At 63.3% G+C, this 24,902-nt stretch carries 19 protein-coding genes; 9 read left to right on the top strand and 10 right to left on the bottom strand.

Annotated elements, in window-relative coordinates; translation table 11 throughout:
- The first annotated feature begins 38 nt into the window (after positions 1 to 38).
- On the top strand, positions 39 to 890 hold the full coding sequence (locus MPN20_RS10925) for a DUF4870 domain-containing protein (RefSeq protein ID WP_242782028.1): 852 nt from the start codon (positions 39 to 41) through the stop codon (positions 888 to 890).
- A 177-nt stretch (positions 891 to 1,067) separates the two neighbouring features.
- Here the strand turns inward: MPN20_RS10925 and hemW are convergent, their stop codons facing one another.
- Together hemW and lepA are read right to left on the bottom strand one after the other, a co-directional pair.
- On the bottom strand, positions 1,068 to 2,300 hold the full coding sequence (gene hemW / locus MPN20_RS10930) for a radical SAM family heme chaperone HemW (RefSeq protein ID WP_242782029.1): 1,233 nt from the start codon (positions 2,298 to 2,300) through the stop codon (positions 1,068 to 1,070).
- A complete protein-coding gene (gene lepA, locus MPN20_RS10935) occupies positions 2,301 to 4,172 on the bottom strand; it encodes a translation elongation factor 4 (protein ID WP_242782032.1) in 1,872 nt (623 codons plus the stop codon).
- Positions 4,173 to 4,303: 131 nt separating this feature from the next.
- Here lepA and MPN20_RS10940 point away from each other — a divergent pair, with 131 nt between their 5' ends.
- The 3 genes from MPN20_RS10940 to rpsT all read left to right on the top strand — a co-directional run bounded on the left by MPN20_RS10940 (position 4,304) and on the right by rpsT (position 6,230).
- Positions 4,304 to 5,071 (top strand): endonuclease/exonuclease/phosphatase family protein, encoded by a 768-nt coding sequence (locus tag MPN20_RS10940; protein ID WP_242782034.1) that lies wholly within the window; start codon positions 4,304 to 4,306, stop codon positions 5,069 to 5,071.
- Between the two features lie 102 nt (positions 5,072 to 5,173).
- Complete coding sequence (locus MPN20_RS10945) at positions 5,174 to 5,776, top strand: type II toxin-antitoxin system PemK/MazF family toxin (RefSeq protein WP_242782036.1); 603 nt, start codon at positions 5,174 to 5,176, stop codon at positions 5,774 to 5,776.
- 193 nt (positions 5,777 to 5,969) lie between these two features.
- Complete coding sequence (rpsT, locus tag MPN20_RS10950) at positions 5,970 to 6,230, top strand: 30S ribosomal protein S20 (protein WP_242782038.1); 261 nt, start codon at positions 5,970 to 5,972, stop codon at positions 6,228 to 6,230.
- A gap of 139 nt (positions 6,231 to 6,369) precedes the next feature.
- On the opposite strand, the gene holA is transcribed toward rpsT, so the two are convergent.
- From holA to MPN20_RS10975, 5 genes are all read right to left on the bottom strand, one after another.
- Positions 6,370 to 7,353 carry a DNA polymerase III subunit delta gene (gene holA, locus MPN20_RS10955; protein ID WP_242782052.1) on the bottom strand — a complete coding sequence of 328 codons (984 nt, stop codon included), beginning with the start codon at positions 7,351 to 7,353 and terminating at the stop codon, positions 6,370 to 6,372.
- Between the two features lie 209 nt (positions 7,354 to 7,562).
- Positions 7,563 to 9,935, bottom strand: coding sequence for a ComEC/Rec2 family competence protein (locus MPN20_RS10960; RefSeq protein WP_242782054.1), 2,373 nt, complete (start codon positions 9,933 to 9,935; stop codon positions 7,563 to 7,565).
- Between the two features lie 97 nt (positions 9,936 to 10,032).
- Complete coding sequence (locus tag MPN20_RS10965) at positions 10,033 to 11,043, bottom strand: helix-hairpin-helix domain-containing protein (RefSeq protein WP_242782059.1); 1,011 nt, start codon at positions 11,041 to 11,043, stop codon at positions 10,033 to 10,035.
- Between the two features lie 141 nt (positions 11,044 to 11,184).
- Positions 11,185 to 12,060, bottom strand: coding sequence for a DegV family protein (locus tag MPN20_RS10970; RefSeq protein WP_242782060.1), 876 nt, complete (start codon positions 12,058 to 12,060; stop codon positions 11,185 to 11,187).
- Positions 12,057 to 13,364 (bottom strand): UDP-glucose/GDP-mannose dehydrogenase family protein, encoded by a 1,308-nt coding sequence (locus tag MPN20_RS10975; protein WP_242782062.1) that lies wholly within the window; start codon positions 13,362 to 13,364, stop codon positions 12,057 to 12,059. Before MPN20_RS10975 ends, MPN20_RS10970 begins: the two co-directional genes overlap by 4 nt.
- Positions 13,365 to 13,480: 116 nt before the next feature.
- Between MPN20_RS10975 and MPN20_RS10980 the strand changes: the two genes are divergently transcribed.
- Positions 13,481 to 14,155: a hypothetical protein gene (locus MPN20_RS10980; protein WP_242782064.1), complete on the top strand. Its 675-nt coding sequence runs from the start codon at positions 13,481 to 13,483 to the stop codon at positions 14,153 to 14,155.
- A 138-nt stretch (positions 14,156 to 14,293) separates the two neighbouring features.
- Here MPN20_RS10980 and nadE read toward each other — a convergent pair whose 3' ends face one another.
- Both nadE and leuS read right to left on the bottom strand, forming a co-directional pair.
- Positions 14,294 to 15,127 (bottom strand): ammonia-dependent NAD(+) synthetase, encoded by an 834-nt coding sequence (gene nadE / locus MPN20_RS10985; RefSeq protein WP_242782069.1) that lies wholly within the window; start codon positions 15,125 to 15,127, stop codon positions 14,294 to 14,296.
- 33 nt (positions 15,128 to 15,160) lie between these two features.
- Entirely contained in the window at positions 15,161 to 18,082 is a 2,922-nt protein-coding gene (leuS, locus tag MPN20_RS10990) for a leucine--tRNA ligase (RefSeq protein ID WP_242782070.1), read from the bottom strand.
- A gap of 190 nt (positions 18,083 to 18,272) precedes the next feature.
- Between leuS and MPN20_RS10995 the strand changes: the two genes are divergently transcribed.
- Together MPN20_RS10995 and MPN20_RS11000 are read left to right on the top strand one after the other, a co-directional pair.
- Positions 18,273 to 20,081 (top strand): long-chain fatty acid--CoA ligase, encoded by a 1,809-nt coding sequence (locus MPN20_RS10995; protein ID WP_242782072.1) that lies wholly within the window; start codon positions 18,273 to 18,275, stop codon positions 20,079 to 20,081.
- 236 nt (positions 20,082 to 20,317) lie between these two features.
- On the top strand, positions 20,318 to 21,358 hold the full coding sequence (locus MPN20_RS11000; RefSeq protein WP_242782073.1) for a glutathione S-transferase C-terminal domain-containing protein: 1,041 nt from the start codon (positions 20,318 to 20,320) through the stop codon (positions 21,356 to 21,358).
- A gap of 132 nt (positions 21,359 to 21,490) precedes the next feature.
- Here MPN20_RS11000 and MPN20_RS11005 read toward each other — a convergent pair whose 3' ends face one another.
- On the bottom strand, positions 21,491 to 22,237 hold the full coding sequence (locus tag MPN20_RS11005) for a DedA family protein (protein ID WP_242782074.1): 747 nt from the start codon (positions 22,235 to 22,237) through the stop codon (positions 21,491 to 21,493).
- Between the two features lie 102 nt (positions 22,238 to 22,339).
- Between MPN20_RS11005 and MPN20_RS11010 the strand changes: the two genes are divergently transcribed.
- Complete coding sequence (locus MPN20_RS11010) at positions 22,340 to 23,380, top strand: YhjD/YihY/BrkB family envelope integrity protein (RefSeq protein ID WP_242782083.1); 1,041 nt, start codon at positions 22,340 to 22,342, stop codon at positions 23,378 to 23,380.
- Positions 23,381 to 23,433: 53 nt separating this feature from the next.
- Positions 23,434 to 24,861 carry a glyceraldehyde-3-phosphate dehydrogenase gene (locus MPN20_RS11015; RefSeq protein ID WP_242782085.1) on the top strand — a complete coding sequence of 476 codons (1,428 nt, stop codon included), beginning with the start codon at positions 23,434 to 23,436 and terminating at the stop codon, positions 24,859 to 24,861.
- The last annotated feature ends 41 nt before the right edge of the window (positions 24,862 to 24,902 follow it).

Genomic DNA, 24,902 nt, shown 5'->3' on the forward strand with positions numbered 1-24,902 from the left:
CGATAGTGTGATGGCCAAGAGCTCTGAAAGGACCCCGCATGTCATACAACCCCCAGCACCCGAACAATGGTTCTGACCAGGCGCGGCCCATGCCACCTGACTATTCTCAGGCCTCGGGTCCGCAACAGCCCTACAGTCAGCCGAACCAGCAGAACTTCGGTTCGCAGCAGAACGCCGGATCGCAGAACTACGGATCGCAGAACTACGGCGCACAGCAGCAGAGTCAGCCTGGCTATGGATCTGCGCAGCAGAACCCGCAGACCTACAACTCACAGCAGGGTCATGGATCGCAGCAGAACTACGGTTCGGCCCAGGGGCAGCAGTACGGATCTGGGCAGCAGTACGGTGCACAGCAGCCGCAGGGTCAGCAGTATGGATCTGGCCAGCCTTACGGGCAGCAGCAGTACGCTCAGCCGCCGTATGGCGGCCCGCAGGCACAAGGCGCACCGAGGTTCGCGGGCAACCCCGCTCTGTTCGACTCACACATGCTGCCCGAGAACGCCTACGGACCCGGTTCCGCTCAATTCTGGATGCCTAACGAATCTGACCGGACCACCGTGCTGTGGACGCACATCGGCGCCTTGTTCTTCGGGTTCCTCCCACTCATCATGTTCCTCGTGAAGAAGGACGAATCACCTTTCGTGCGCGAGCACACGCGTCAGGGCCTGAACGCGTGGATCACCAATATGATCGCCACGTTCGCGGCTTCATTCGTCCTCGGAATCATCGGCTTCATTCTCGCGTTGGTGACATTCGGACTCGGCATATTGATCGTGTACTTCGCCTTCATCATCCCCTGTGTCTACATGGTCTTCTATATCATCGCCGCCATCGCCGGGAACAAGGGCGAAGGCTACAAATTCCCTCTCACCTTCGAATTCGTGAAGTGACGACTCTCGCCCCATGATCGATCACGTGCACTGATCCGCGAGTGCAGCGAAGCCGGTGTCATCACCTCGATGACACCGGCTTCGTCTGTCTGTTCAGGCAACGTGACCCCCAAGGGAACCGACTTGCCGCAGTCGGTTCGCCGACGCGTCAGTTCAGGTAGTCGGTTCGCCGACGGGTCAGTTCACATAGTCGGTGAGGATTCGGACCATATAGTCAGCCAGCAGACGGCCCTGCAGGGTCGGGACGAAAAGTCCCTTCGCAGCTGGCTCAGCCTCGAGCAGACCTTGCTTGACGAAGTCGCTGATGGCCCGTTGGCTGCCCGACCCCAGAGAGTCGAGGCTCAGCTCCGAATCGATGCGGGCCGCGAGCATGATCCGTTCGATCTCTCGCGTCGAGTCATCGAGCACTTCACGTCCGACAGCGGGTGAGTCCCCCGCGAGCAGCCTGTCGGACCATGCCCGAGGATGCTTCGCGTTCCAGAACCGCACTCCGCCGATATGCGAGTGCGCCCCGGGCCCGAAGCCCCACCAGTCGGCATTGCGCCAGTAGGCCATGTTGTGATCGCACCGGGTCGCGTCCGAGGTCGACCAATTGCTCACCTCGTACCAATGGAGGCCAGCGGCTTCCATCGCCGAATCGGCGATCTCATACTTGTCGGCCAGATCGTCTTCGTCGGGCATCGGCAGCTCGCCGCGACGCACCATGGCGCCCATCTTCGTGCCCGGCTCGACGATGAGCGAATACGCGGAGATATGGTCGACGTCGTTGCTCAGTGCCACCTCGAGCGACCGGCGCCAATCATCGATCGACTCCCCCGGAGTGCCGTAGATGAGGTCAAGGCTGAGTTCCAGACCGGCCTCTTTGATCCACCTCGCCACGTCCGGGATCTTCTCCGGATCGTGGGTCCGATCCAAGGTCGCAAGCACATGGGGCACAGCCGATTGCATGCCCAAGGAGATCCGAGTGAAGCCGGCACCCGCCAACGTCGCAATGTAGCTCGGGTCGAGCGTGTCCGGATTCGCCTCGGTCGTGACTTCGACGTCAGGTGCCAACCGGAAACGGGCCCGGATGTCGTCCATGACTCCGGCGAGCACCTCGGCGGCCAGCATCGTCGGGGTGCCCCCGCCGAAGAAGATCGTCGAAACTTCACGATCCCCGGCCCCCACCTCGGCGAGGGCGCGGGTCGAGAGATCGAGCTCGCGCGCAAGATTCGCGCGGTAGTCATCACGGGAGGCTCCCGGGCCGAGGTCCTCGGCCGTATACGTGTTGAAGTCGCAGTACCCGCAGCGAACTCGGCAGTAGGGAACGTGCACGTAGAGGCTCAGCCCACGCTCAGCGGCGCCCTCTCCGGCTGAGGCCGGAAGCGAACCGTCGAGCGGTGGAGTCTCACCAGTCGGTTGTGCTGGCACTTACTTCTTAGCATCCTTCTTGGAATCCGGCTCGTCGGAGGACAGGGCAGCGATGAACGCCTCCTGCGGCACTTCGACGCTGCCGACCATCTTCATCCGCTTCTTGCCTTCCTTCTGCTTCTCAAGCAGTTTGCGCTTACGGCTGATGTCGCCGCCGTAGCACTTACTCAACACGTCCTTGCGGATGGCACGGATCGTCTCGCGGGCGATGATGCGGGAGCCGATGGCTGCCTGGATGGGCACCTCGAACTGCTGGCGCGGGATGAGCTTGCGCAGCTTTCCGGCCATGAGCACACCATAGGAGTACGCGTTATCGCGGTGGACGATCGCAGAGAACGCATCGACCTGATCACCGGTGAGGAGAATGTCGACCTTAACAAGGTCTGCGGCGTCCTGGCCGTCGTCGGAGTAGTCCAGCGAGGCATAGCCCTTGGTCTTCGACTTCAGCTGGTCGAAGAAGTCGAAGACGATCTCGGCCAGAGGCAGACGGTAGCGGATCTCGACTCGGTCAGAGGACAGGTAGTCCATGCCCTGAAGCTTTCCGCGGCGAGTCTGGCATAGTTCCATCACTGCGCCGATGTGCTCGCTGGGGGTGAGGATCGTGGCCTTCACCATGGGCTCACGGACTTCTTTGATCTTGCCGGTCGGGTACTCGCTCGGGTTCGTCACCACGGACTCCGAGCCGTCTTCCATTGTCACCTCGTAGATGACGCTGGGCGCGGTGGAAATGAGGTCGAGGTCGTACTCGCGCTCGAGGCGGTCGCGCAGAACCTCGAGGTGGAGCAGACCGAGGAATCCGCAGCGGAAGCCGAAGCCCAGCGCCGTTGAAGTCTCGGGCTCGTACGCCAAGGAAGCATCGTTGAGTTTGAGTTTGTCAAGCGCATCGCGCAGCACCGGGTAGTCCGAGCCGTCGATCGGGAACAGACCCGAGAACACCATGGGCTTGGGCTCTCGGTAGCCGTCGAGCGCGATCTCTGCCGGCTTCACGGCCGCGGTGACGGTATCGCCGACCTTGGATTGGCGCACATCCTTGACACCGGTGATGAGGTAGCCGACCTCACCGACGCCGAGGCCCTTCGAGGCGTGTGGCTCCGGGGAGGAGACGCCGATCTCGAGAAGATCGTGTGTCGACCCGGTCGACATCATCGTCACCTTTTCGCGCGGGCTCAGTGACCCGTCGATGATGCGGACGTAGGTCACGACGCCCCGGTAGGTGTCATAGACCGAGTCGAAGATCATGGCTCGAGCAGGAGCCTCAGGGTCGCCGACAGGAGCAGGAATGTCGGAGATGATGCGATCGAGGACCTCTTCGACACCCTCTCCGGTCTTGCCGGACACACGCAGGCAGTCTTCGGGTTCGCAGCCGATGAGGTTCGCGAGCTCTTCCGCGTACTTCTCAGGTTGGGCTGCGGGGAGGTCGATCTTGTTGAGGACCGGGATAATCGCGAGGTCGTTCTCCATTGCCAGGTACAGGTTGGCCAGCGTCTGGGCTTCGATGCCCTGCGCGGCGTCAACGAGGAGAAGTGCACCTTCGCATGCGGCCAGCGAACGGGAGACCTCGTAGCTGAAGTCGACGTGTCCCGGCGTGTCGATCATGTTCAGGGCGTAGGGAGTGCCGTCGGTATCCCAGGGCATGCGCACAGCCTGAGATTTGATCGTGATCCCGCGTTCGCGCTCGATGTCCATCCGGTCGAGGTACTGGGCCCGCATATCGCGCTGCTCGACCGCACCGGTGATCTGGAGCATTCTGTCGGCCAGGGTCGATTTGCCGTGGTCGATGTGAGCGATGATGCAGAAGTTGCGAATCAGCTCGGGTGAGGTTGCGGACGGCGAAATCCGCTTGAGTGCACCAGCATTCACCTGAGGTGACATGTACGCCCTTTCCTTGACAGACCAGAACCACCATTGTTCCATGACTTGTATCCCAGCCCGGAATCCGCGGGTGTGCGAACATTTCCGCGCCCGGTCTGCACATTTCGTTTCGCGTCGGCGAAGATTGGACCATGAGTGACTTTTCGATCATGAGCTTCAACCTCAGGTATCCCGCGATGGACGGCCACCCGGTGGCCAAGCGACTGCCGATCGCGGCCGAGCTCATCACGCAGGCCCACCCCCACATCATCGGCACGCAGGAGGGTGAGCTCGATCAGCTCGAGACTCTCATCAGCATGCTGCCCGATGAGTACGTGTGGCTGGGCGAAGGCCACTCCGGTGGGAATTCGGGAGAGTTTACGGCCGTCATCTACGACTCCTCCCGCTTCGATGTCGACGCCGTCGATATCAGCTGGCTATCCGAACGACCTGAGACGGTCGCTTCCGAATCCTGGGGAGTCTCGCATGCGAGGACGCTGACGACCGTCGACGTCAGAGATCTGGTCACCGGTCGATCGCTGCGAGTGCTCAACACCCACCTCGACCACAAGTCCGAGCACGCACGGTTGGAGTCCGCGAAGATCATGGCGGAGACCATCGCCGAGGTGGATGTCCCTTCCATCGTCACCGGAGACTTCAACGTGGCCACCGGTTCACCCGTCTACGACTACCTGTGCAAAGAGGTCGGACTCATCGACACCGGTGCCGAGGCTCCGGGTGAAGACGTCGGGACCTTCCATCGCTATCGGGGTCCGAAGCGAGGCGACGATCGCATCGATTGGATCCTCATCGCCGAAGGGCTGCAGACCGTGTCGACGCGGATCAACACGTTCTCCGTCAACGGAGACTACCCTTCCGACCATTTTCCGATCGAGGCAGTTCTACGCTGGATCGGGTGATGCTGCGTCGCACATTCGAGTGACGGTGCGTCGGATGTTTGGGTGTTGCAAGGTCGATCAGCACAACGTCGATTGACGCGAGGTCGATTAGGCTTGTCGTCTATGAGTTGGAAATCACTGGTCAATCGCGTCGTCAAGATCGGCATCAATGAAGGTGTGAAGTACTTCAGAGAGTCGCAGTCCAAGAAGAGCACGGGGGCGGATTCCTCGGGATCGCGTCCGTCACAGCCTCGGCGCGGTGATGAAGCCCGCCCCATATCGTCCCAGTCTCAGGGCGGAGGCGCCTCGGCCCCCGGCGGCGGCTATCCGGGAGACTTCCACGGTGCAGTCACATCGTCGTACTCCCCCAGCCTCGACGGCGACGCCGATCCCGGAGAGGTCGTCTGGGGATGGATCCCCTTCGAAGAGGACGCCACTCAGGGCAAGGACCGTCCTTCGCTGGTAGTCGGCAAGGACGGCAAGTGGGTTCTCGTCCTCATGCTCACGAGCAAGGACCACATCCCTGGCGGTTTCGGCGAGGTCCGCGAGGATCGCAATGCGCGCTGGATGAACATCGGCAGCGGAGACTGGGACAGCCAGGGACGTCCCTCGGAGATCCGGCTCGACCGAGTCATTCGAGTGGACCCGGACACCATCCGCCGCGAAGGTGCGATCATGCCGCGCGATGTTTTTGACCAGGTGACGAAGAACATCGACGCGAGCTGATATCTGAATTTCAGCCTGACCGTTCCGGCCTGTACCATTGGGAGCTGTATCTTCATCAAGGCGTGTGTCTCGCCGAGGTCGGGTGAAGATGCCATCGGATTCGATATCGTCAATGTGTTTCCCCGCGGAGATGAGTCTGTCGGTTCGATGTGCCCTCACGACCATGTATCACTAACACGAAAGAGTGTTGAAATTGGCTAATATCAAGTCACAGATCAAGCGGATCCAGACCAACGAGAAGGCTCGCCTGCGCAACAAGGCAGTGCGGTCGGAAGTTCGGTCCTCGGTTCGCGTCGTCCGCGAGAACATTGCTGCAGGCAAGAAGGACGAAGCACAGCAGGCTTATGCTGTTGCCGCCCGCAAGCTCGACAAAGCTGTTTCGAAGGGTGTTCTGCACAAGAACAACGCTGCGAACCGCAAGTCGCGCATGGCCACGCAGATCAACGCTCTCTGAGTCGATCACTGAGGCTATAGCTTCGAGGGGCCCGATCCATTTGGATCGGGCCCCTCGCGCATTCACAGTCGGGGCCTGCGTGCATTCGCAGTCAGGCCCTGCGTGCATTCGCAGTCGGGCCCCTCGTGCATTCGCAGTCTCAGCGCTGGCGGGCCAGACGGCAGACTTCGGAGACGAACCACTCGACTGCATAGACGGGGTCACGGCCTCCGCCTTTGACCGCCTCATCAGCCTCGGCCGCGGCGATGAGCGACTGGCCCAGTGCCACCTCGTTCCACCGTCTGGCATCGCGGCGAGCCCGGTCGACCTGCCATGGCGCCATCTTCAGTTCGGCTGCGAGTTCACCGCTCGATCCGGGGAATCCTTGGACCTTGGCCATCGACCTCAGCTTCATCGCTACTGCGGCGACCAACGGCACCGGGTCGGATCCCGTCGACAGTGCGTGCCTGAGCAGGCTGAGTGCGCTCTTCGCGTCTCCGGCGACAGCTGAGTCCGCGACCTTGAATCCGGTGGCTTCGACGCGACCACCGTAGTACTGGTCGACGATCTGCGCGGTGATGGTGCCCTCGGTGTCCTCGATGAGCTGTTCGACGCCGGCATTGAGCTCGGCCAGATCTGAGCCCAGCGCTGACACGAGAGAGGCCATCCCGGCCTCGTCGATCTGTCGCTTCGCAGCCTTGAAACGGCCCTGCGCGAACTTCGCCCGATCGCTCTCGTGCTTCAACGCCGCGGCATCGATGCGGGGGAAGCCAGCAGTTTCGATCTTCTTGACCAGCTTCGCTCCGCGGTTGCCGCCTCCGTGCAAGAGGAGCACGACCGCGTCGTCGTTCGGGTTGTCGAGGTAGGCGAGCGCATCAGCCAGGAACGCTTCCGAACACTTCTCGACCGCCTCGACGACGATGAGCTTCGCAGTGGAGAACAATGATGGAGAAGCCGCCATCGCAAGCTCTCCGCCCTGGTATCCGGCAGCATCGAGTTCGAGCTCCTCCGGATCCTTCTTACGGGCGGCGCTGACGATCCGATCCTTGGCCATACGGATGAGCACCGATTCATTCCCGGATATCATCACCACCGGCGCGGGTTTCGCGGAACTCCACGGGATCAGGGTCTTCTTCACAGCCATGGGTCCAAGCCTATCGTCTGACCGGGACACGGAGTGCACACGTGCTCGATCACCACGGAAGTCCGCAGCAGTCCGCCACACACATGCTCGATCACCACAGCAGTCCGCCGCAGCCCGGCGAGCCCGCAGCCCACAGTCCCCAGTCCCCAGTCCCCAGTCCGCACCCACAGTCCCAGTCCACGGACGGGCGTACTGCTGGCCCGATGTGTTCATCCGTCACCTCCTTCGCAGGTGCGTCCCGTGCTGAATCGCGCATCGGAATAGAGTGCGACCGTCCCACAGCGGTCTGTCCGCAGGACCGGCACCGGCCCGAAGGCTCGCACCGATCGCGGTGTGGGGTGACCATAGCTGTTCTCCCCCACGGAGATCGTGCCCAGGCGAGCGCCCGCGGCCCTGTAGAAATCCTCTGACAGATCAGAGGAGCCATGGTGGGGTGCGATGAGCACATCGACCGGCTGCAGGCTCTGGGCGAGGACGAACTGTTCCTCCTCGCCGATGTCTCCCGGGATCAGGTAGCTCAGCCCCTGCTGTTCAACTCGCAGAACGAGGGAGTCCTCATTGCGCGCGGCGCTGCCCCACTCCCCCATTGTGTGGCCGCCCCCTGCCGCACCGACGTCGAAGCGATGGTCAGAGCCCACCCGGTTCGAAACGCGGTCATCCGAGGCAGATGTGGCTGCCGCTGTCCTCACCTGTGCCGCGCCTCTTACAGATCGTGCAGGTGGCCAGAGGACCTCGATGTGGGCCCCACCGATGTCGAGGCGTTGACCACGGGAGGTGGGGATCACCTCGGCGCCGGTGTCGTCGACGATGCGTCGGACCTCTGGGCCCTGCACGACGTTGTCCGATACCCACAGCCGGTGCAGGGTCCGCGACCACGTCGCACCCGCATACCCCGCACTGTGGTCGGCATCGAAGTGGGAGATGAAGAGGTCGAAGTCCTCGATTCCGCTCTCGTCGAGACACGCGTCGATGGGCTTCGGGTCTTTCCCCGTATCTATCACGAGGCCACGCCCGGCGCCGAGGTTGATGAGCGTGGCCGACCCCTGCCCCACGTCGCAGACCATGACCAGCCAGTCCCGGCTCGGCGGCGTCGTCCGATGCGCGACGATGACCATTGCAGTCAGGGCGATGCAGAGGACGAACACCGGCACTCCCCAGAGTCGCCTGCGCAGGATGAGCCAGACAGCGGAGGCGAGCAGAGTGAGCAGAGCGAGGGCGATGATGGGCCCCCAGGGAGGATCAGGCCAGTCGAGGGCGGCGCCCGGGAGCCCCGCACAGAAGCGGGCGACTGCGACGATCCACCACGCACACAGGGACCCGAGCCATGCTGGAATCTGTGCGCACCACAGCAGGCCCGGCACACCGATGAGTCCGAGTCCCCCGCACACCAGCGACAGGAACCCGAGGACCGTTGACGGCAGAACAGCCGGTGCGGCCAGTGCATTCGCAGCCACCGACCACAGACCGATGCGCGGATCGATCGCCACGAGCACCGGGGTACAGGCCAGCTGGGCGACCAAGGGCACGATGAGTGCGGAGATGAGGACGGCCGGAACCATCGACATCCGCACACTCAGTCTTCTGTGGATCGTGGGAACGACGAACATGATCGCGGCCGTCGAGACGACGGAGAGGACGAAGCCCACCGAGGTGGCTAGCACCGGGACGACGCTCAACAGCAGGCACACGGTCGAACACATCACGGCCACCGGGGCAATCCCTCCACCGCGTAGGAACACGAGTGCAACCGCGATCGCCATCCCGGCTGCGCGGATCGCGCTGGGTTCGAATCCGACGATGAAGACGTAGCCGATACACGTGAGCACCCCGACTGCGACCCGTGTGCGCGGTCCTGCCCGGCACAGGCCCGCCACCAGACCGGCGCCGAGGCTGACGATCGTCACGTTGCTCCCGGAGACAGCTGAGATGTGGGTCAGAGACACGACCCGCATATCGTCGATCATCCGCTCGTCCTGCGGTTGGGTGTCCCCGACGACAAGGCCCGGCAGCAGCCGACCCCCGCTGTGACCCGCGGCCAGGGAGTCTTCTCGCAGAGCCAGTCGCAGCTCGGCACGCCACTGCCAGAGGCGATTCGGCTCCCGGACCACGTGCGGGTCAGCGTCGGTGAGGCGGATGTTGTCCAGGGGTGCGGTACGCATCGACACCTGGGCTCCATCGGGTGGGACCGAGGGGCTGAGCACCTCGGTGATCCCGGTTGGTGTGAATATCGTCAGCCGCGACCATCCCGACGCACCCGGTTGACTGTGGCCGACGACGATGCCGGTCAAGTCGGCCTCCTCAGCCGGACCACGTGAGGCGCTGAGCATCGTGACCTGCACAGTGAGCAGACACGCGAAGACGATGAGCAGAACACCGATGTGGTGGTGCCAGCGCAGGCAGAGGAATCCACATGCGGCCACTACCGGGGTGACGAGGAGAGTCCACGGCCCCGGCGCCACCAGCGCCGAGGTCCACAGTCCCACCGCGCACAGAAGCAGTCGGACGGACCCGGGCCAGATCGCTGCTGTCGTGCGAACCCAGTCGCAGGCGAGAGCCCAGTTCCGCCGCGCCCACCGGATCATACGCGAGCGATGCGAACGATCGCCCACAGGGCGCCGAGAGCGCGGCTTGGCAACACTGGGCCCCGGCACCTGTCCTGGTGCTGCGGCGGCGTGCCGTCTACCCGACCGAGACAAGGTCTTTGAGCCTCTCGTAGGTCTTCGGACCGATGCCCTGGACGAGGAGCAGATCCTCGACGCTTGCGAACGGCTGATCCTGGCGGTGAGTGACGATCGCCTCTGCCGTCACCGGGCCGACCCCCGGCAGCGTCTGCAGGGCGGTGGAATCCGCCGTATTCAGATCGATCTTCCCCCCGACGTTCGGACCTGCCCCTGCCGAACCGTTCGCCCCATCGGCTCCGGCCCCGGCCCCGGCAGAGTTAGCCGAGCCGCCGACAGAAGACCCGCCGCTGCTTCCCGCACCAGACGAGCTGCTCCCAGTGCCCGCACTGCCACCTGCTCCTGCGCTGGTGCCAGCGCCTGCGCCTGCGCCCGCGCTGCCTTCGCCGGAGTCGGCATCCGGGTTCTCACCCCTGGCCGGAATGTGAACCTGTTCCCCGTCTTGGAGCACACGGGCGAGATTGATCGACTCGGCATCGGCGTCAGACTTCAGACCACCCGCAGCCTCCACTGCGTCCTGGACGCGAGCCCCTGCGTCCAGCGTGACGACCGAGGGCTTGTGCACTTGACCGGTGACGTGGACGACGACCTCGCCGCTCGCCTGAGCCCCGCCAGACTGAGCCCCTGCCTTCTGAGCCCCGCCAGCCTGTGCGCCTGCCTTCTGGGCGCCACCGGCTGAGGAATCGGCCCCTCCTCCCGCTGCGGTGCCGCTCGCGGCGGAATCGTCCGTCCCGGAAGCACCTGCACCAGTGTCGCCACCCGCTGAGCTGCCACCTTGTTGTTCGCCAGCACTGTGCTGTTGGGCCGGACGCAGCAGGAGGAAGGCCACGACGAGAACCGCCACCATGGCCACTGCCACCGCGACCAGCACAGGCAGTCGGACACGACGCGGCTCGACCGGTTCCACTTCACCTTCGCTGTCGCTGGCGAATACATCCCCGGGCACCCATCCGCCGCGCTCAGCGCTGGAGCTGATGAGGCCAGCGAAGCGATCATCGGGTGAGACGGCCATGCCGGACAAACTACGGTCAGCCGCCGCTGCGACGCCAGGCGGCGATCACGGCCTGTGGAAATCGGTTGAGCATCCACAGGCCATCCGCACGTAAGTCAGCTGATCGTCAACAGGCCTTCGCGCACGAGTGAGTCACAACCGTCACGGAGTGGTCTGGACCGTGATTCCGATCGTGCCGGGGCCGACGTGGGCTGTGATGATCGTGGACAGCGTCCGGAACGTCGTCGGCAGGCCCAGCGCCTCGATGCGCTCCTGCAGTGCGAGGACGTTAGGATGCGAGGGCTGCCCCTCGGCCTGTTGGATCTGAACCTCTACGTTCCGCCCGTCTTCGGCGATCTCAGCGGCCGCTTCGCCTGCCAGGGCGACCATGCGGTCGAGCGCCTTCGACCAGGTGCGCACGCGGGCAACGGGGGCCACGACACCGGCGCTGAGTCCCAGCACCGGGACGATCTGCAGGGCCCGGCCGAGGAGGGAGGACGCGGCTCCGATGCGACCGCCTCGGCGCAGGTGTTCCAACGTCGCGGGAGCGAACATCGTCTGAGATTCCCCGGCACACCAGTCAGCGACGGTGCCGGCGATCGACGCCACGTCACGACCGTGGGAGATTCCCGCAGCGGCGATGGCCAGGGCTCCGGCCAGTCCCGCCGAGGTGGTCCTGGAGTCGACGACGTTGATCAGGGTTGATTCGCCCTCGGCCGCGGTGACGGCTGAGTCCCGTGTTCCGGAGAGGGCACCGGACATCGTCACGGTGATGATCGCCTCGGCGCCGTGGTCGATGAGCGTCGAATAGGCATTGGCGAACTGTGCCGGGGTCGCCATGGACGTCGACACCTCTGCGCCTGCGCTCATCTTCCGGCACAGATCCTCGGCCCCGATCTCACCGTCGGTGAAGGCGACTCCGCCGACGAGCACGGTCAGCGGGACGACGGCGAACAGGTCGCCGGTGATCGTACTCAGGTGAGCTTCCTCGGCCGCGGACAGCTGTGCCGTCGAATCCGTGACCAGGCCGATCCTCATGGCCGGCCCAACGCCCGATACGTCCATCCGGCACCGCGCCACTGAACCGGGTCGAGGACATTGCGCCCATCGACGAGGATCCTGTCCGCAACCAACGACGCCGTCGCAATAGGATCAAGATCCCGATACTCCCGCCACTCCGTGAGCAGCAGCACCGCATCAGCACCCGCCAACGCCGCGCTCGTATCCCGGACATAATTCAGCTCCGGGAACGACCTCGACGCATTGTCGATGGCCTGCGGATCCGTCACCGTCACCACACCGCCCTGAGTCGCGATCAGACGAGCCACGGACAGCGCCGGCGAATCCCTGACGTCATCACTGTCGGGTTTGAACGCAGCACCGAGCACTGTGATCTTCTTCCCGATGAACGACCCGGCGAGGATGTCACGAGTGATGTCGACCATGCGCACACGCCGGCGCATATTGATCGAATCGATCTCCTTGAGGAAGGCCACTGCCTGGTCCGCACCCAACTCACCGGCCCGAGCCATGAACGCGCGAATGTCCTTAGGCAGACACCCACCGCCGAACCCGAGACCCGCGTTGAGGAACTTCCGACCGATCCGATCATCCATACCGATGGCATCCGCGAGCTGAGTGACATCAGCACCCGAGGCCTCACACAGTTCAGCCATCGCATTGATGAATGAGATCTTCGTGGCCAGGAAGGAATTCGCGGCCGTCTTGACCAGCTCCGCCGTCGCGAAGTCCGTGACCATCCGCGGAGTCTCATCGTCAAGCATCGTCGCGTACACCTCGTCGAGCACCGCCGTCGCAGCGTGCCCTGACTCGCCGGGAGCCACACCATAGACCAGACGGTTCGGATGCAGCGTGTCCTCCACCGCGTGGCCTTCGCGCAGAAACTCTGGATTCCACATCAGTGACGCACCGGTATCCGCCAGAACTGCAGCCAAACGCTCGGCCGTACCGACGGGAACCGTGGACTTACCCACAACCACCGACGTCGAAGTCATATGCTCAAGCAGGGAATCGACGGCCGCATCGACATACGTGACGTCGGCGGCGAACTCGCCCGGCTTCTGCGGAGTGCCGACACACACGAAGTGGACCCGCGAGTCCACGACCTGCGACACATCGGTGGTGAAGTCGAGGCTGCCGCGTTCGCGACCTTTCACCAGCAATTCACTCAGCCCCGGCTCGAAGAACGGCGGCCGACCTGATTTCAGGGCAGAGACCTTGTCCTCGTCGACATCGACGCCGACGACCTCATGTCCCAGCGACGCCATGGCCGCAGCATGCACGGCCCCCAGATATCCGCACCCGATGACTGAAATCTTCAACCTGTGCACTCCCTGCCTCGTACAAGCATTTTCAGCCTCACTATATGCGACCAGGTTCCACGATATCTGGAGGTTGAAACAGTACCCTTGGGATTGTGAAGCGTTTCTTGGATTTCTTGACCAACTCACCGGCAGCGGTGACGTGTGCGGTGCTCACCGTGCTCGGCATCGTGCTCTTCGCCGTGCCTGCCCTGCATCCGTTCGCCTGGATCATCGGCCTGTTTCTGTGCCTGGGCGTGATCGTGGCTCTCCTCATGTTCCATGGGGAATGGCGACGCGCGCAGATCCAGATCGACTCGTTGCGCCAGCTGCTGAGCACGGAGCGCGGACGCATGGACTCCGTGGGCCTGACTCCGATCGACGCCGAGGTCGAGCAGCTTCCCGACGAGACGCGTGCACAGCGGATCCTGTCACTGCTTCCCGACTCCGACGGACTCGTCCAGTCCCTGCGCCTCGATGCCACCTTCGGAACCCTGCAGGTCGCCGAACTCGAACCGCTCCTGACCTTCCGCGAGGAGTTCGCGAAGTCGAGCTTCGACAATCCGCGCTCCCACACCGCGTTCATGAACCTCTACCGTGCTGCCGAAGCCCTGTCCATCTGGGTCAAGGAGGAGACACGCGTCCTCGCCTCCGACACGACCCAGCGCGAGATCCGGCCCGGCGATACCCGCAAGGGCGGATGGCGCGAATACACCGAGGCACGCAGCCGCGGCGAGAGCCTCGGTGATCAGTTCGTCTCCGCACGCTGGGAGTTCAATCAGACGGCGTTGGAGCTTGGACTCGTCGCCTGACGGACGACATGCGATTGTGCGCGCGATTGCGCAGGACCAACATGACGATGGCGACGGGCTCTTTCGAGTCCGTCGCCATCGTCATCTGCATTCAGCATTGTCTGCCGTGCTCAGCGCCGCGGCGCTTCGCCTCTGGGCTCAGTGCCTGATCCACCACTTATCGGTCGGCGTCACCGGTGTACGGCGCTTGTGCTCGGTTGCACGATAGCGCTCGATGAGCAGCGCTGCCGACGCCTGGTCGATCTCCCTGCCCTCGAGGAAATCATCGATCTCCTCATAGGTCAGACCCAACGATGATTCGTCGGTCTGTCCCGGCTGATCGTCAAGCAGGTCCGCCGTGGGGACCTTCTGCACGAGATGCTCGGGCGCGCCGAGGTGGTCGAGCAGTGCCCGTCCCTGCCGCTTGTTCAGCCCGGCCAGTGGAACGACATCGGCAGCGCCGTCACCGAACTTCGTGAAGAACCCGGTGACCGCCTCGGCGGCATGGTCGGTGCCGACGACGAGGAGGCGCTTCTCGCCCGCGAGCTCGAACTGGGCGAGCATGCGCATGCGGGCCTTGACATTGCCTTTGCCGAAATCGGTGATGGCCTCACCGGTAGCGCTCAGATATTCCTGCGCTGCGGCGTCGGTGGCAGCCCCGATGTTAATGACAAGGCTGTGATCGGCACGGATGAAGTCGAGCGCATCCTGTGCGTCCGACTCATCGGCCTGGACATGATGCGGGAGACGGATCGCCCAGAACTCAGCAGCGGCCCCCCGGCGGCGAAGCTCTTCGACCGCAAGCTGGCACAGACGCCCAGCCAGAGTCGAATCCTGCCCTCCGCTGATGCCGAGAGTCAGACCTTTCACACCCGTGGTGAGGATGTAATCAGCGAGGAATTCGACACGACGGGCGATCTCCGTCGTCGGGTCGATGGATTCGCGCACGCCCAGGCTGTGACGGATCTCGTCCTGGATGGCTTCAGTTGACATGTGTTTCCAACCCTTCCGGGCAGAGCGCCTGACTCAGGCGTCGGGGACGATGTTGACGAGCTTAGGAGCACGCACGATGACCTTGCGCACACCGGCTCCGTCGAGCGCCTTGACGGCGTTCGGCGATTCCAGCGCGAGCTTCTCCAACTCGTCCTCCGAGATGTTCGGGTCGACCTCGAGTCGGGCGCGAACCTTGCCCTTGACCTGCACCACGCAGGTGACCAGATCGGCCACGAGATGCTGTGGATCCGCCTCGGGGAAGGTTGCATAGGTGACTGTCGAGGTGTGGCCGAGCTTGGCCCACAGCTCTTCGGCCAGGTGCGGCGCAAACGGAGCAAGCATGATCGCCAGCGGCTCGAGAACGTCCGCGGTGGCTCCACCCTGCTTCGTAGCATGGTTTGTGAGCACGATGAGCTTCGAGATGGCCGTGTTGAAGCGCAGGTGGTCCATGTCCTCGCGGACGCCTTCGATGACGCGGTGGAGAACCTTCAGCGTCTCAGGATCGCTCGTGCCCTCCTGCATCACGGACTCACCGGTGGTCTCGTCGACGAAGAGCCGCCAGATGCGCTGGAGGAAGCGCTGCGCACCGACTACTGCGCGGGTCTCCCAGGGACGAGCCTGCTCGATCGGTCCCATGGACATCTCGTAGACGCGGAAGGTATCGGCACCGTAGGCGTCGTACATCTCGTCGGGCGAGACGGAGTTCTTCAGCGACTTGCCGATCTTTCCGTACTCACGGTTGACCTCGGCGCCCTCGTACCAGAACGTGCTCTCACCGTTGTCGTCGACCTTCTCCTCGACCTCGGCCGCGGGAACGTAGACGCCCCGCGAATCGGTGTAGGCATAGGCCTGGATATAGCCCTGGTTGACGAGCCTGTGGAACGGTTCGGAGGAGGATGTATATCCCAGATCGAACAGGATCTTGTGCCAGAACCGGGCGTAGAGCAGGTGCAGGACCGAGTGCTCGGCACCGCCGACGTAGAGGTCTGCGCCGCCGCGGGGCTTGGACTCGCGCGGACCCATCCAGTACGCCTCGTTGACAGGATCGACGAGACGTTGCGAGTTGTGGGGATCGGCGTAGCGCAGCTGGTACCACGAGGAACCGGCCCAGTTGGGCATCGTGTTCGTCTCGCGGTAGTACTTCTGCGGCCCGTCGCCCAGGTCGAGTTCGACCTCGACCCAGTCGCGGTTACGGCCCAATGCCGGTTCCGGCTGACTGTCCGCATCGTCAGCGGCGAAGGTCCGGGGTGCGAATTCATCGACCTCGGGCAGCTCGATCGGGAGCATGGAGTCCGGGAGCGCGATCGGTGTGCCGGCCTCGTCGTAGACGATCGGGAACGGTTCGCCCCAGTATCGCTGCCGGGAGAACAGCCAGTCCCGCAGACGGTACTGCGTGGATTCGGTGGCCAATCCCTGAGCGGCCAGCCACTCGGTGATCTTCGCCTTGGCCGCGTCGACGTCGAGTCCGTTGATGTCGACCTCGTCGTTGGCCGAGTTGATCATCACACCTGTGCCCGTGAACGGCGAGTCCTCGTCGTGACCGGCAGGCGGCTGGACAGTGCGGACGTAGGGCAGACCGAAGGCCTTCGCAAAGTCCCAGTCACGTGCGTCTTCAGCCGGAACGGCCATGATCGCACCGGTGCCGTAGCCCATGAGCACATAGTCGGCGATGAAGATCGGGATCTCTTCGCCCGTCGCGGGATTGACCGCGTACGAGCCGGTGAAGATGCCTGTCTTCTCCTTGCTCTGCTGCCGGTCGGCGTCGGTCTTCGCAGCTGCATCGCGCTGGTAGCCGGCGATCGCCTCGGCGGGGGTGGCGCCACCACCGCGCCAGAGCTCCGGGGTCTGCGCGTCCCACTGAGCAGCAGTGAGCTCGGAGATCTGCGGATGTTCGGGGCTGAGCACCAGGTAGGTGGCGCCGAAGAGCGTGTCCGGGCGGGTCGTGTAGACCTCAACCTGGGCCTCGGAACCGGCCACGGGCAGGCGCAGCATGGCACCCATGGATCGACCGATCCAGTTCGTCTGCATGCTGCGCACGGCCGAGGGCCAGTCCAAGGAATCGAGATCGTCGATGAGACGGTCCGCATACGCTGTGATGCGCATGTTCCACTGCCGCAGTCGACGTGTGTAGACCGGGAAGTTGCCGCGCTCAGACAGGCCGTCTGCCGTGACCTCTTCATTCGCCAGCACTGTTCCCAGTCCCGGGCACCAGTTGACCGGTGATTCGGAGACATAGGCCAGGCGGTAGTCCTGCAGGATCGTCTCTCGCTCCGCCGAGGTCAGCTCGGCCCAGGAGCGACCGTCCGGTGTCGGACGGACACCAGCGGCGAACTGGTCGATGAGTGTCGAGATCGGCCGGGCCGCCCCCACAGAGGACTCTCCATCGGTGGTGGCCTCCGGGTCGTACCAGGAGTTGAAGATCTGCAGGAAGATCCACTGCGTCCATCGGACGAAATCGTCGTCTGTTGTTGCGAAGCTGCGGCGCTCGTCGTGGGCCAGGCCCAGTCGGCGCAGCTGACGTGTCATGTTCGAGATGTTCGCGTCTGTGGTGATGCGCGGATGCTGCCCCGTCTGAACTGCGTACAGATCGGCAGGCAGACCGAAGGCGTCATAGGACAGAGCGTGCATGACGTTGTGCCCGCGCATCCGCTGATAGCGACCGTAGACGTCCGTGCCCAGGTATCCCAGAGGATGGCCGACATGGAGTCCGGCGCCCGAGGGATAGGGGAACATGTCCATGATGTAGAGGGACTCCCGCTCGTCGAGGTCCGCCGGCGGACCATAGGACGAGGACTCCTCCTGCCGATCGAGGCTCCGCGCCTGGCTCAGATCACCGGTGGGGTTCGGGGTGTGAAAGGTTCCCGACTTCTCCCATGTGTCCTGCCATGACTTCTCGATCTTCTCGGCCAGTTCCGCGTCATAGCGGAAGCCGGTCTCCTCAGGATTCGTCGTCATTACCTTCCTTCACTTACTGGAGGTGAGCGGGTTTCGACCATCGTACTCTGAACATTCCCTGATTCGACTTGGCTAGACTGCCAGAAGAACGCTCGACGTGGGTTTGAGCCGTCAAACGTGAGCGATTTCACCTCGCGGGCGTCGGGCAGTAAGATAACTCGGCAGTAACTTATGCCACAAAGGAGACCTCATGAGCCCAACGACAATGCCCCAGTCATCCACCCCCGTCGTCGGCTTCGAGGTCGACGTGACCTCATCGACGACCGACATCTTCCTCCGGAAAGTCACCGAGGACCCGAATCGGCCTCTCCTGGCCACACCAGTCGACGACGGTTGGTCGGAGGTCAGTGCCGGCGATTTCCTCGCACAGGTGAAGGCCGCAGCCAAGGGCCTCATCGCCGCCGGCGTCGAGGTCGGCGACCGCATCGCGATCTTCGGCCCCACGTCGTTCGAATGGACGCTCAGCGACTACGCCGTCTGGTACGCCGGAGCTGTCTCCGTTCCGTTCTATGACACGTCCTCCCAGGATCAGCTGGCCTGGATGATCACTGACGCGGCAGTCGGGCGCGGCCTGGTCAGCAGCCGGGAGCATGCGGATCGCGTCGAGGCGGCAGCTGCCGCGGCAGGCGTCGAGCCCCCGCAGCTGTGGATCTGGGAGGAAGGCGCCTTCCCGGACCTCGAACTCTCCGGACGCGAGGTCGACGACATCACACTTGAGGCCCAGCGCTCTCAGGTCACCAGCGACTCGGTCGCGACCCTCATCTACACCTCCGGCACGACGGGCAAGCCCAAGGGCTGTGTCCTCACCCATGCGAACTTCGTCCAGACCGCGCAAGCCGCGCAGATGCAGATTCCCGCGGTCTTCAGCGAGGGCATGCGGTGCCTGCTGTTCCTGCCCCAGGCGCACGTCTTCGCCCGTTTCATCGAGGTGCTCTCGATCAGCTCGGGGGCGCTGCTCGCCCATCAGTCCGATCTCACGCAGCTCACCACCGCCCTCGGCAGCTTCCGGCCGTCGTTCATCCTCGGAGTCCCCCGCGTCTTCGAGAAGGTCTTCAATTCAGCATTGGCAACCGCCCAGTCCGGCGGCAAGGAAGCCATCTTCCGTCGGGCAGAGCAGGTCGCGGTCGCGTACTCCAAAGCCCTCGACGCCGGAAAGGTCCCAGCCACGCTCAAGCTGCAGCACGCACTGTTCGACAAGCTCGTGTACTCGAAGCTGCGCACAGTCATGGGCAACAACGTCTCGCACGCGGTCTCCGGTGGCGGCCCCCTCGGGTCGCACCTCGGACACTTCTTCCGCAGTGTCGGACTCATCGTCCTCGAAGGCTACGGACTGACGGAGACCACGGCACCGATCACGGTGAATGTGCCGGAGAAGTCCAAGATCGGCACAGTCGGCGTCCCCCTGCCCGGCGCCTCCGTGGCGATCGCCCCGGACGGCGAGATCCTGGCCAAGGGAGTACCCGTCTTCCGCGAATACTGGAACAATCCCGAAGCCACGGCCAAGGAGTTCCATGACGGCTGGTTCGCCACAGGCGACCTCGGCTTCCTCGACAACGACGGCTATCTTTCGATCACCGGACGCAAGAAGGAGATCATCGTCACTTCGAGCGGAAAGAACATCGCTCCGGCACCGCTCGAGGATGCCCTGCGCCGCCACCCGCTCGTCGGTCAGCCCGTAGTCGTGGGAGACAACCGGAAGTTCGTCTCAGCCCTCATCTTCCTCGACTCGGAGATGCTGCCGACTTGGCTGAAGAACCATGATCTGCCCGAGATGGATCTGCGCCAGGCGTCGACGGACCCGACAGTCCGGGACGAGATCGAAAAAGCCGTCGAACGAGTCAACAAGACCGTGTCGAGAGCTGAAGGCATCAAGAAGTTCACGATCCTGCCGGTCGAACTCAGCGAGGACAACGGCTATCTCTCGGCCAAACAGTCGGTCAAGCGCCACCTCGTCAACAAAGACTTCAGCGCCGACATCGACGGTCTCTACGAGGGCTGAGACGCTGACCGCGGGCTGAGGAATATCCGGCAGCCCACGGATCACAGGGATCGGCCCGCCCGACGCAGCGAGTCTGCCTTCCGCTTCACAGAGGCAGGTCCTCCGCATACGACACGCAGCCCGTGTCTCGCACAGTGCGTGCGGGACGCGGGCTGCGTGCAGTGTCAGCAGAGCCCAAAGGGACGTAGGCTGATTGCGAAGCACCCGAATTCCGGGCCGGAGACGAGGAGGACGACATGTCTGACGACACCGCAGAGACGAACAGCTACGTGGCCAAGGGTGAGGCGTTCAACCGCGACACCAACTACATCGACGACCGGATCCTGGCCGATCCGAACTCGCGCTGGCCCGTCGAACCTGGCCGCTACCGCCTCATCGCCGCCCGCGCCTGCCCGTGGGCGAACCGGACGATCATCGTCCGCAGGCTGCTCGGCCTTGAGGACGTCATCTCGATCGGAATGCCGGGACCGACCCATGACTCACGGTCGTGGACGTTCGACCTCGACCCTGGCGGAGTCGACCCGGTGCTCGGCATCGAACGGCTGCAGCAGGCATTCTTCGCTCGGTTCCCCGACTACCCGCGAGGCATCACCGTGCCCGCGATCGTTGACATTGCCTCCGGAGCCGTCGTGACGAACGACTTCCCTCAGATCACTGAGGACTTCTCGACTCAGTGGAAGCAGCATCATCGTGAGGGCGCTCCGAATCTTTGGCCCGAGGAGTCGCGAGAGGAGATGGAGAAGGTCATGCGGCTGATCTACACCGAGATAAACAACGGTGTCTACCGCTGCGGCTTCGCCGGATCCCAAGAGGCCTACGACGCTGCCTTCGACCGTCTGTTCACCGCTCTCGACACCATCGAAGATCGTCTGCGCACCTCTCGGTTCCTCATGGGCGGGTCGATCACCGAGGCGGACGTCCGACTGTTCACCACTTTGGTTCGGTTCGATCCTGTCTACTTCGGGCACTTCAAGTGCAATCGTCAGGCGCTGCGGGGCTTTGAGAATCTCTGGGGCTATGCCCGTGACCTCTATCAGACGCCCGGGTTCGGGGATACGGTTGACTTCGTCCAGATCAAACAGCACTACTACATTGTTCACGCCGATGTGAACCCGACCCAGATCGTGCCCAAGGGACCGGATCTCGCGGATTGGCTCTCACCTCACGGTCGAGACTCGCTCGGTGGGTCGCCCTTCGGCGACGGCACGGCACCAGGCCCGGTCAGGGCCGGTGAAGAGGTGCCGAAGGATCACACAGCGGCCGCTTGGCTGAAGTGACGCGACATTGCTGAAATGACTCGGCATTGCTGAAGTGATGCGACATTGCTGAAGTGAAGCGGTGGGAATGAGACCGGACGAACAGCTGGGGTTGAGCTCTCGGGAATAAGAGGCCGGGCGAATCGCCGAGGCTCAGCCCTCGGTCTGGCCGTCCGACTCTTCGGTGCGATCGGCTGAGCCGCGGTCCTGGAGCGCAGCCTTCGTTCGGCGGCGTTTGCGCACCTTGAGCGTGATCCAGACGACGACGAAGATAACCACGGCGACGATGACAAGAGTCTGGAAATAGCCGGCGTAGGTTTCGACGATCGACCAGTTCTCCCCCAGGTAGAAGCCTGCGACGATGAGGATCGTGTTCCAGATCAGGCTGCCAGCGCTGGTCAGCACCAGGAACTTGACGATGCTCATGTTCCGCATGCCCGCAGGAATGGAGATCAGCGACCGGAAGATGGGGACCATCCGTCCGAAGAACACAGCCTTGTCACCGTGCTTGTCGAACCACGCGACGGTCTTGTGCACGTCGTCGACGTCGACCAACGGCATCTTCACAGCGATGCGCGCAATGCGTTCGAGACCGATCCATTTGCCCACGGCCCACAGAACAACGGCACCGACGACGGACCCGACCGTGGCGAAGATGATCGCCAGGTAGATATTCATATTGCCCTGGCTCGCAGTGAATCCCGCCAGCGGCAGCACCAGCTCGCTCGGGATGGGCGGGAAGATGTTGTCGAGGAAGACCAGGAATGCGACTCCGAGGGGCCCCAAAGCCTCCATCAGCGTCACCGCCCAAGCGGAGAAACCACTGAGGTTGCCTGCTGCGCCAGAGGCTGCAGACAGCATCAAGTCGGTGGGCTGGACAGTCGAAAATAGTATCGGCATGGTGAAAAGTCTAGTTTAGAAGCGCGGCCTGTTGCTCACAGTGCGTTCTCAGCGGCTAGTGTTGAAACAGACATTTGAGGGTCACGATCGAAGGAGCACGAAGTGGCACCAGCCAAAGTACTGGCCTCCCGCAACACCGTGGCCGAAGCCGGCCACAACGCCATCACCAAGCCGGGCCCCGCCCACCTGATGCGAGCGGTCAAGCGATTCGGCGAGCGTCTGGGCAATCAGTTCGGTGCTGCGATCACCTACTTCCTCGTCCTCGCGGTGATGCCGATCGCGATGTTCACGTTCGCGAGCCTGGGCTTCGTCCTCGACGTCCTCCGGCCCGACCTCGTCCCCGTCATCACCGATCAGATCGAGACGCAGCTAGGCGGAAACTCTTCACTGACCGACCAGCTCGAACAATTCCTCACCAGCTGGCAGTCCGTCGGGATCATCGCCATCCTGGCCGCTCTCTACACGGGGCAGGGTTTCATCGGCAACCTCGGCGCCGCTGTCCGCGCTCAGCTCCACGCCGACTTCGACGACGTGGTGCCCAATCAGTCCTTCGTCAAGAAGATCCTGAACAACGTTGTGACGCTGTTGGGACTCATCGTCGGACTGCTGCTCACCGTGGCCCTGACGATCGTCGGCACCGGCATGGGATCGTGGATCACTGAACAACTCAAACTGGGCGGATTCGGATCAGTCCTGGTGCGGATCGTTCCCTTAATCGTCGTCCTCGGTGCCGCATGGCTGATCTTCATGTTCCTCTTCACCATGCTTCCCGATCATCCAGTGGGCAAGCGAGCCAAGATCAGGGGCTCCCTGATCGGCGCTGTGGCCTTCACCATCCTCCTCAACCTCGCCACTGTCCTCGTCGACATCTTTTCCGGCAACAAGGCGGCAGGCGTATTCGGGTCGATCATCGCGATCATGCTGACGATGAATATCTTCGCTCGGATCATCCTCTTCGTTGCGGCCTGGATCGGCACCGCCACCCCGCCGCAGCCGCAGGAGGACACCTCACCCGAATACCGGTTCGTCGAGCCTAAAGTCCAGATCCAGAGCCTCGGCGCTCTCCTGGCCGGAGCCGGCATCATCACGCTGACTCTGCTGGGCTTCCGACGTCTCGAAGACCACAATTCAGAGCGCAGCTAGGCAAAGCGATAGACTGAGCGGGAATTCGCCAACTGACCGAGGAGACACAACCCTTGACTGAAGCAACGACGGCTCGCCTGGACGAATGGGCGAACAAGCAGACTGCCGCCGAAGAACTGGTTCCACTTGTCGGACGCCTGCACCGTCAGAATGACGTACTTCTGACGCTGTTCGGCCGCTCGCTGCTGAATAAGTCGGTGACCGGCATAATCAAGGCTCACCGCTATGCCCGCCACTTCCTCGGCGAGGACCTCGACATCGAGGTCACCCTGACGATGGTGCGAGAACTCTCCGAACTCGATCTGGGTCCTGCTCGCCTCGACGTGGGACGCCTGTTCCAGAAGCTGCAGGATCAGTCCGCCTCGATGGACGAGTTCCTCTCCGCAGAGCTCGCCTCGGTCGTCGGCCACAATGATGACAAAGGTGAAGTGCGCGATGTCGTCCTCTACGGCTTCGGTCGCATCGGTCGTCTGCTCGCGCGGATCCTCATCGACCGTGCCGGCGGCCCCGGAGTGCGCCTGCGCGCGATCGTCGTCCGCAAGGGCGGCGACGATGACCTGGTCAAGCGGGCCTCGCTGCTGCGCCGCGACTCGGTGCACGGCAAATTCGACGGCACCATCGTCGTCGACGAAAATGCCAATACGATCCAGGCCAACGGCACCCTGATCCAGGTCATCTACTCGAATGATCCGTCACAGGTCGACTACACCGAATATGGCATCAACGACGCCATCATCGTCGACAACACCGGCAAGTGGCGCGATGAAGAGGGACTGTCCAAGCACTTGGCCTGCCCCGGTGCCGCGAAGGTCATCCTCACCGCGCCGGGCAAGGGCGACGTGAAGAACATCGTCTACGGCGTCAACGACGCAGCCATCCTCGACACCGACACCATCGTGTCCGCTGCCTCGTGCACGACCAACGCGATCACGCCCGTGCTCAAGGCGCTCAACGACAAGTTCGGCGTTCGCAACGGCCACGTCGAAACGGTTCACTCGTTCACCAACGACCAGAACCTCATCGACAACTTCCATAAGGGTTCGCGCCGCGGCCGTGCCGCAGGCCTCAACATGGTGCTCACGGAGACCGGAGCAGCCAAGGCCGTGGCCAAGGCTCTGCCGGAGCTCAAGGGCAAACTGTCGGGCAACGCGATCCGCGTTCCCACCCCGAACGTATCGATGGCGATCCTCAACCTCAACCTCGAGACTGAGACCAGCGTCGACGAACTCAACGAGTTCCTCCGTGAGACCTCGATGAATTCGTCGTTGCGCAATCAGATCGACTACGTCTCCTCCCCCGAGCTCGTCTCCACCGACCTCGTCGGTTCGAAGCGTGCCGGTATCGTCGACGGCCTTGCCACCATCGTCGATGAGGATCGTGTCGTCGTCTACGTCTGGTATGACAACGAGTTCGGCTACAGCTGCCAGGTCGTCCGCTGTGTGGCGAAGATGGCTGGAGTCGACGCCCCGGCGTTCCCCTGACGGATGCCGCTGCGCTGACTGAAGCTGCAGGCAGGTCGAAC

This window comes from Brevibacterium sp. ZH18 (assembly GCF_022748595.1).
GTDB lineage: Bacteria > Actinomycetota > Actinomycetes > Actinomycetales > Brevibacteriaceae > Brevibacterium.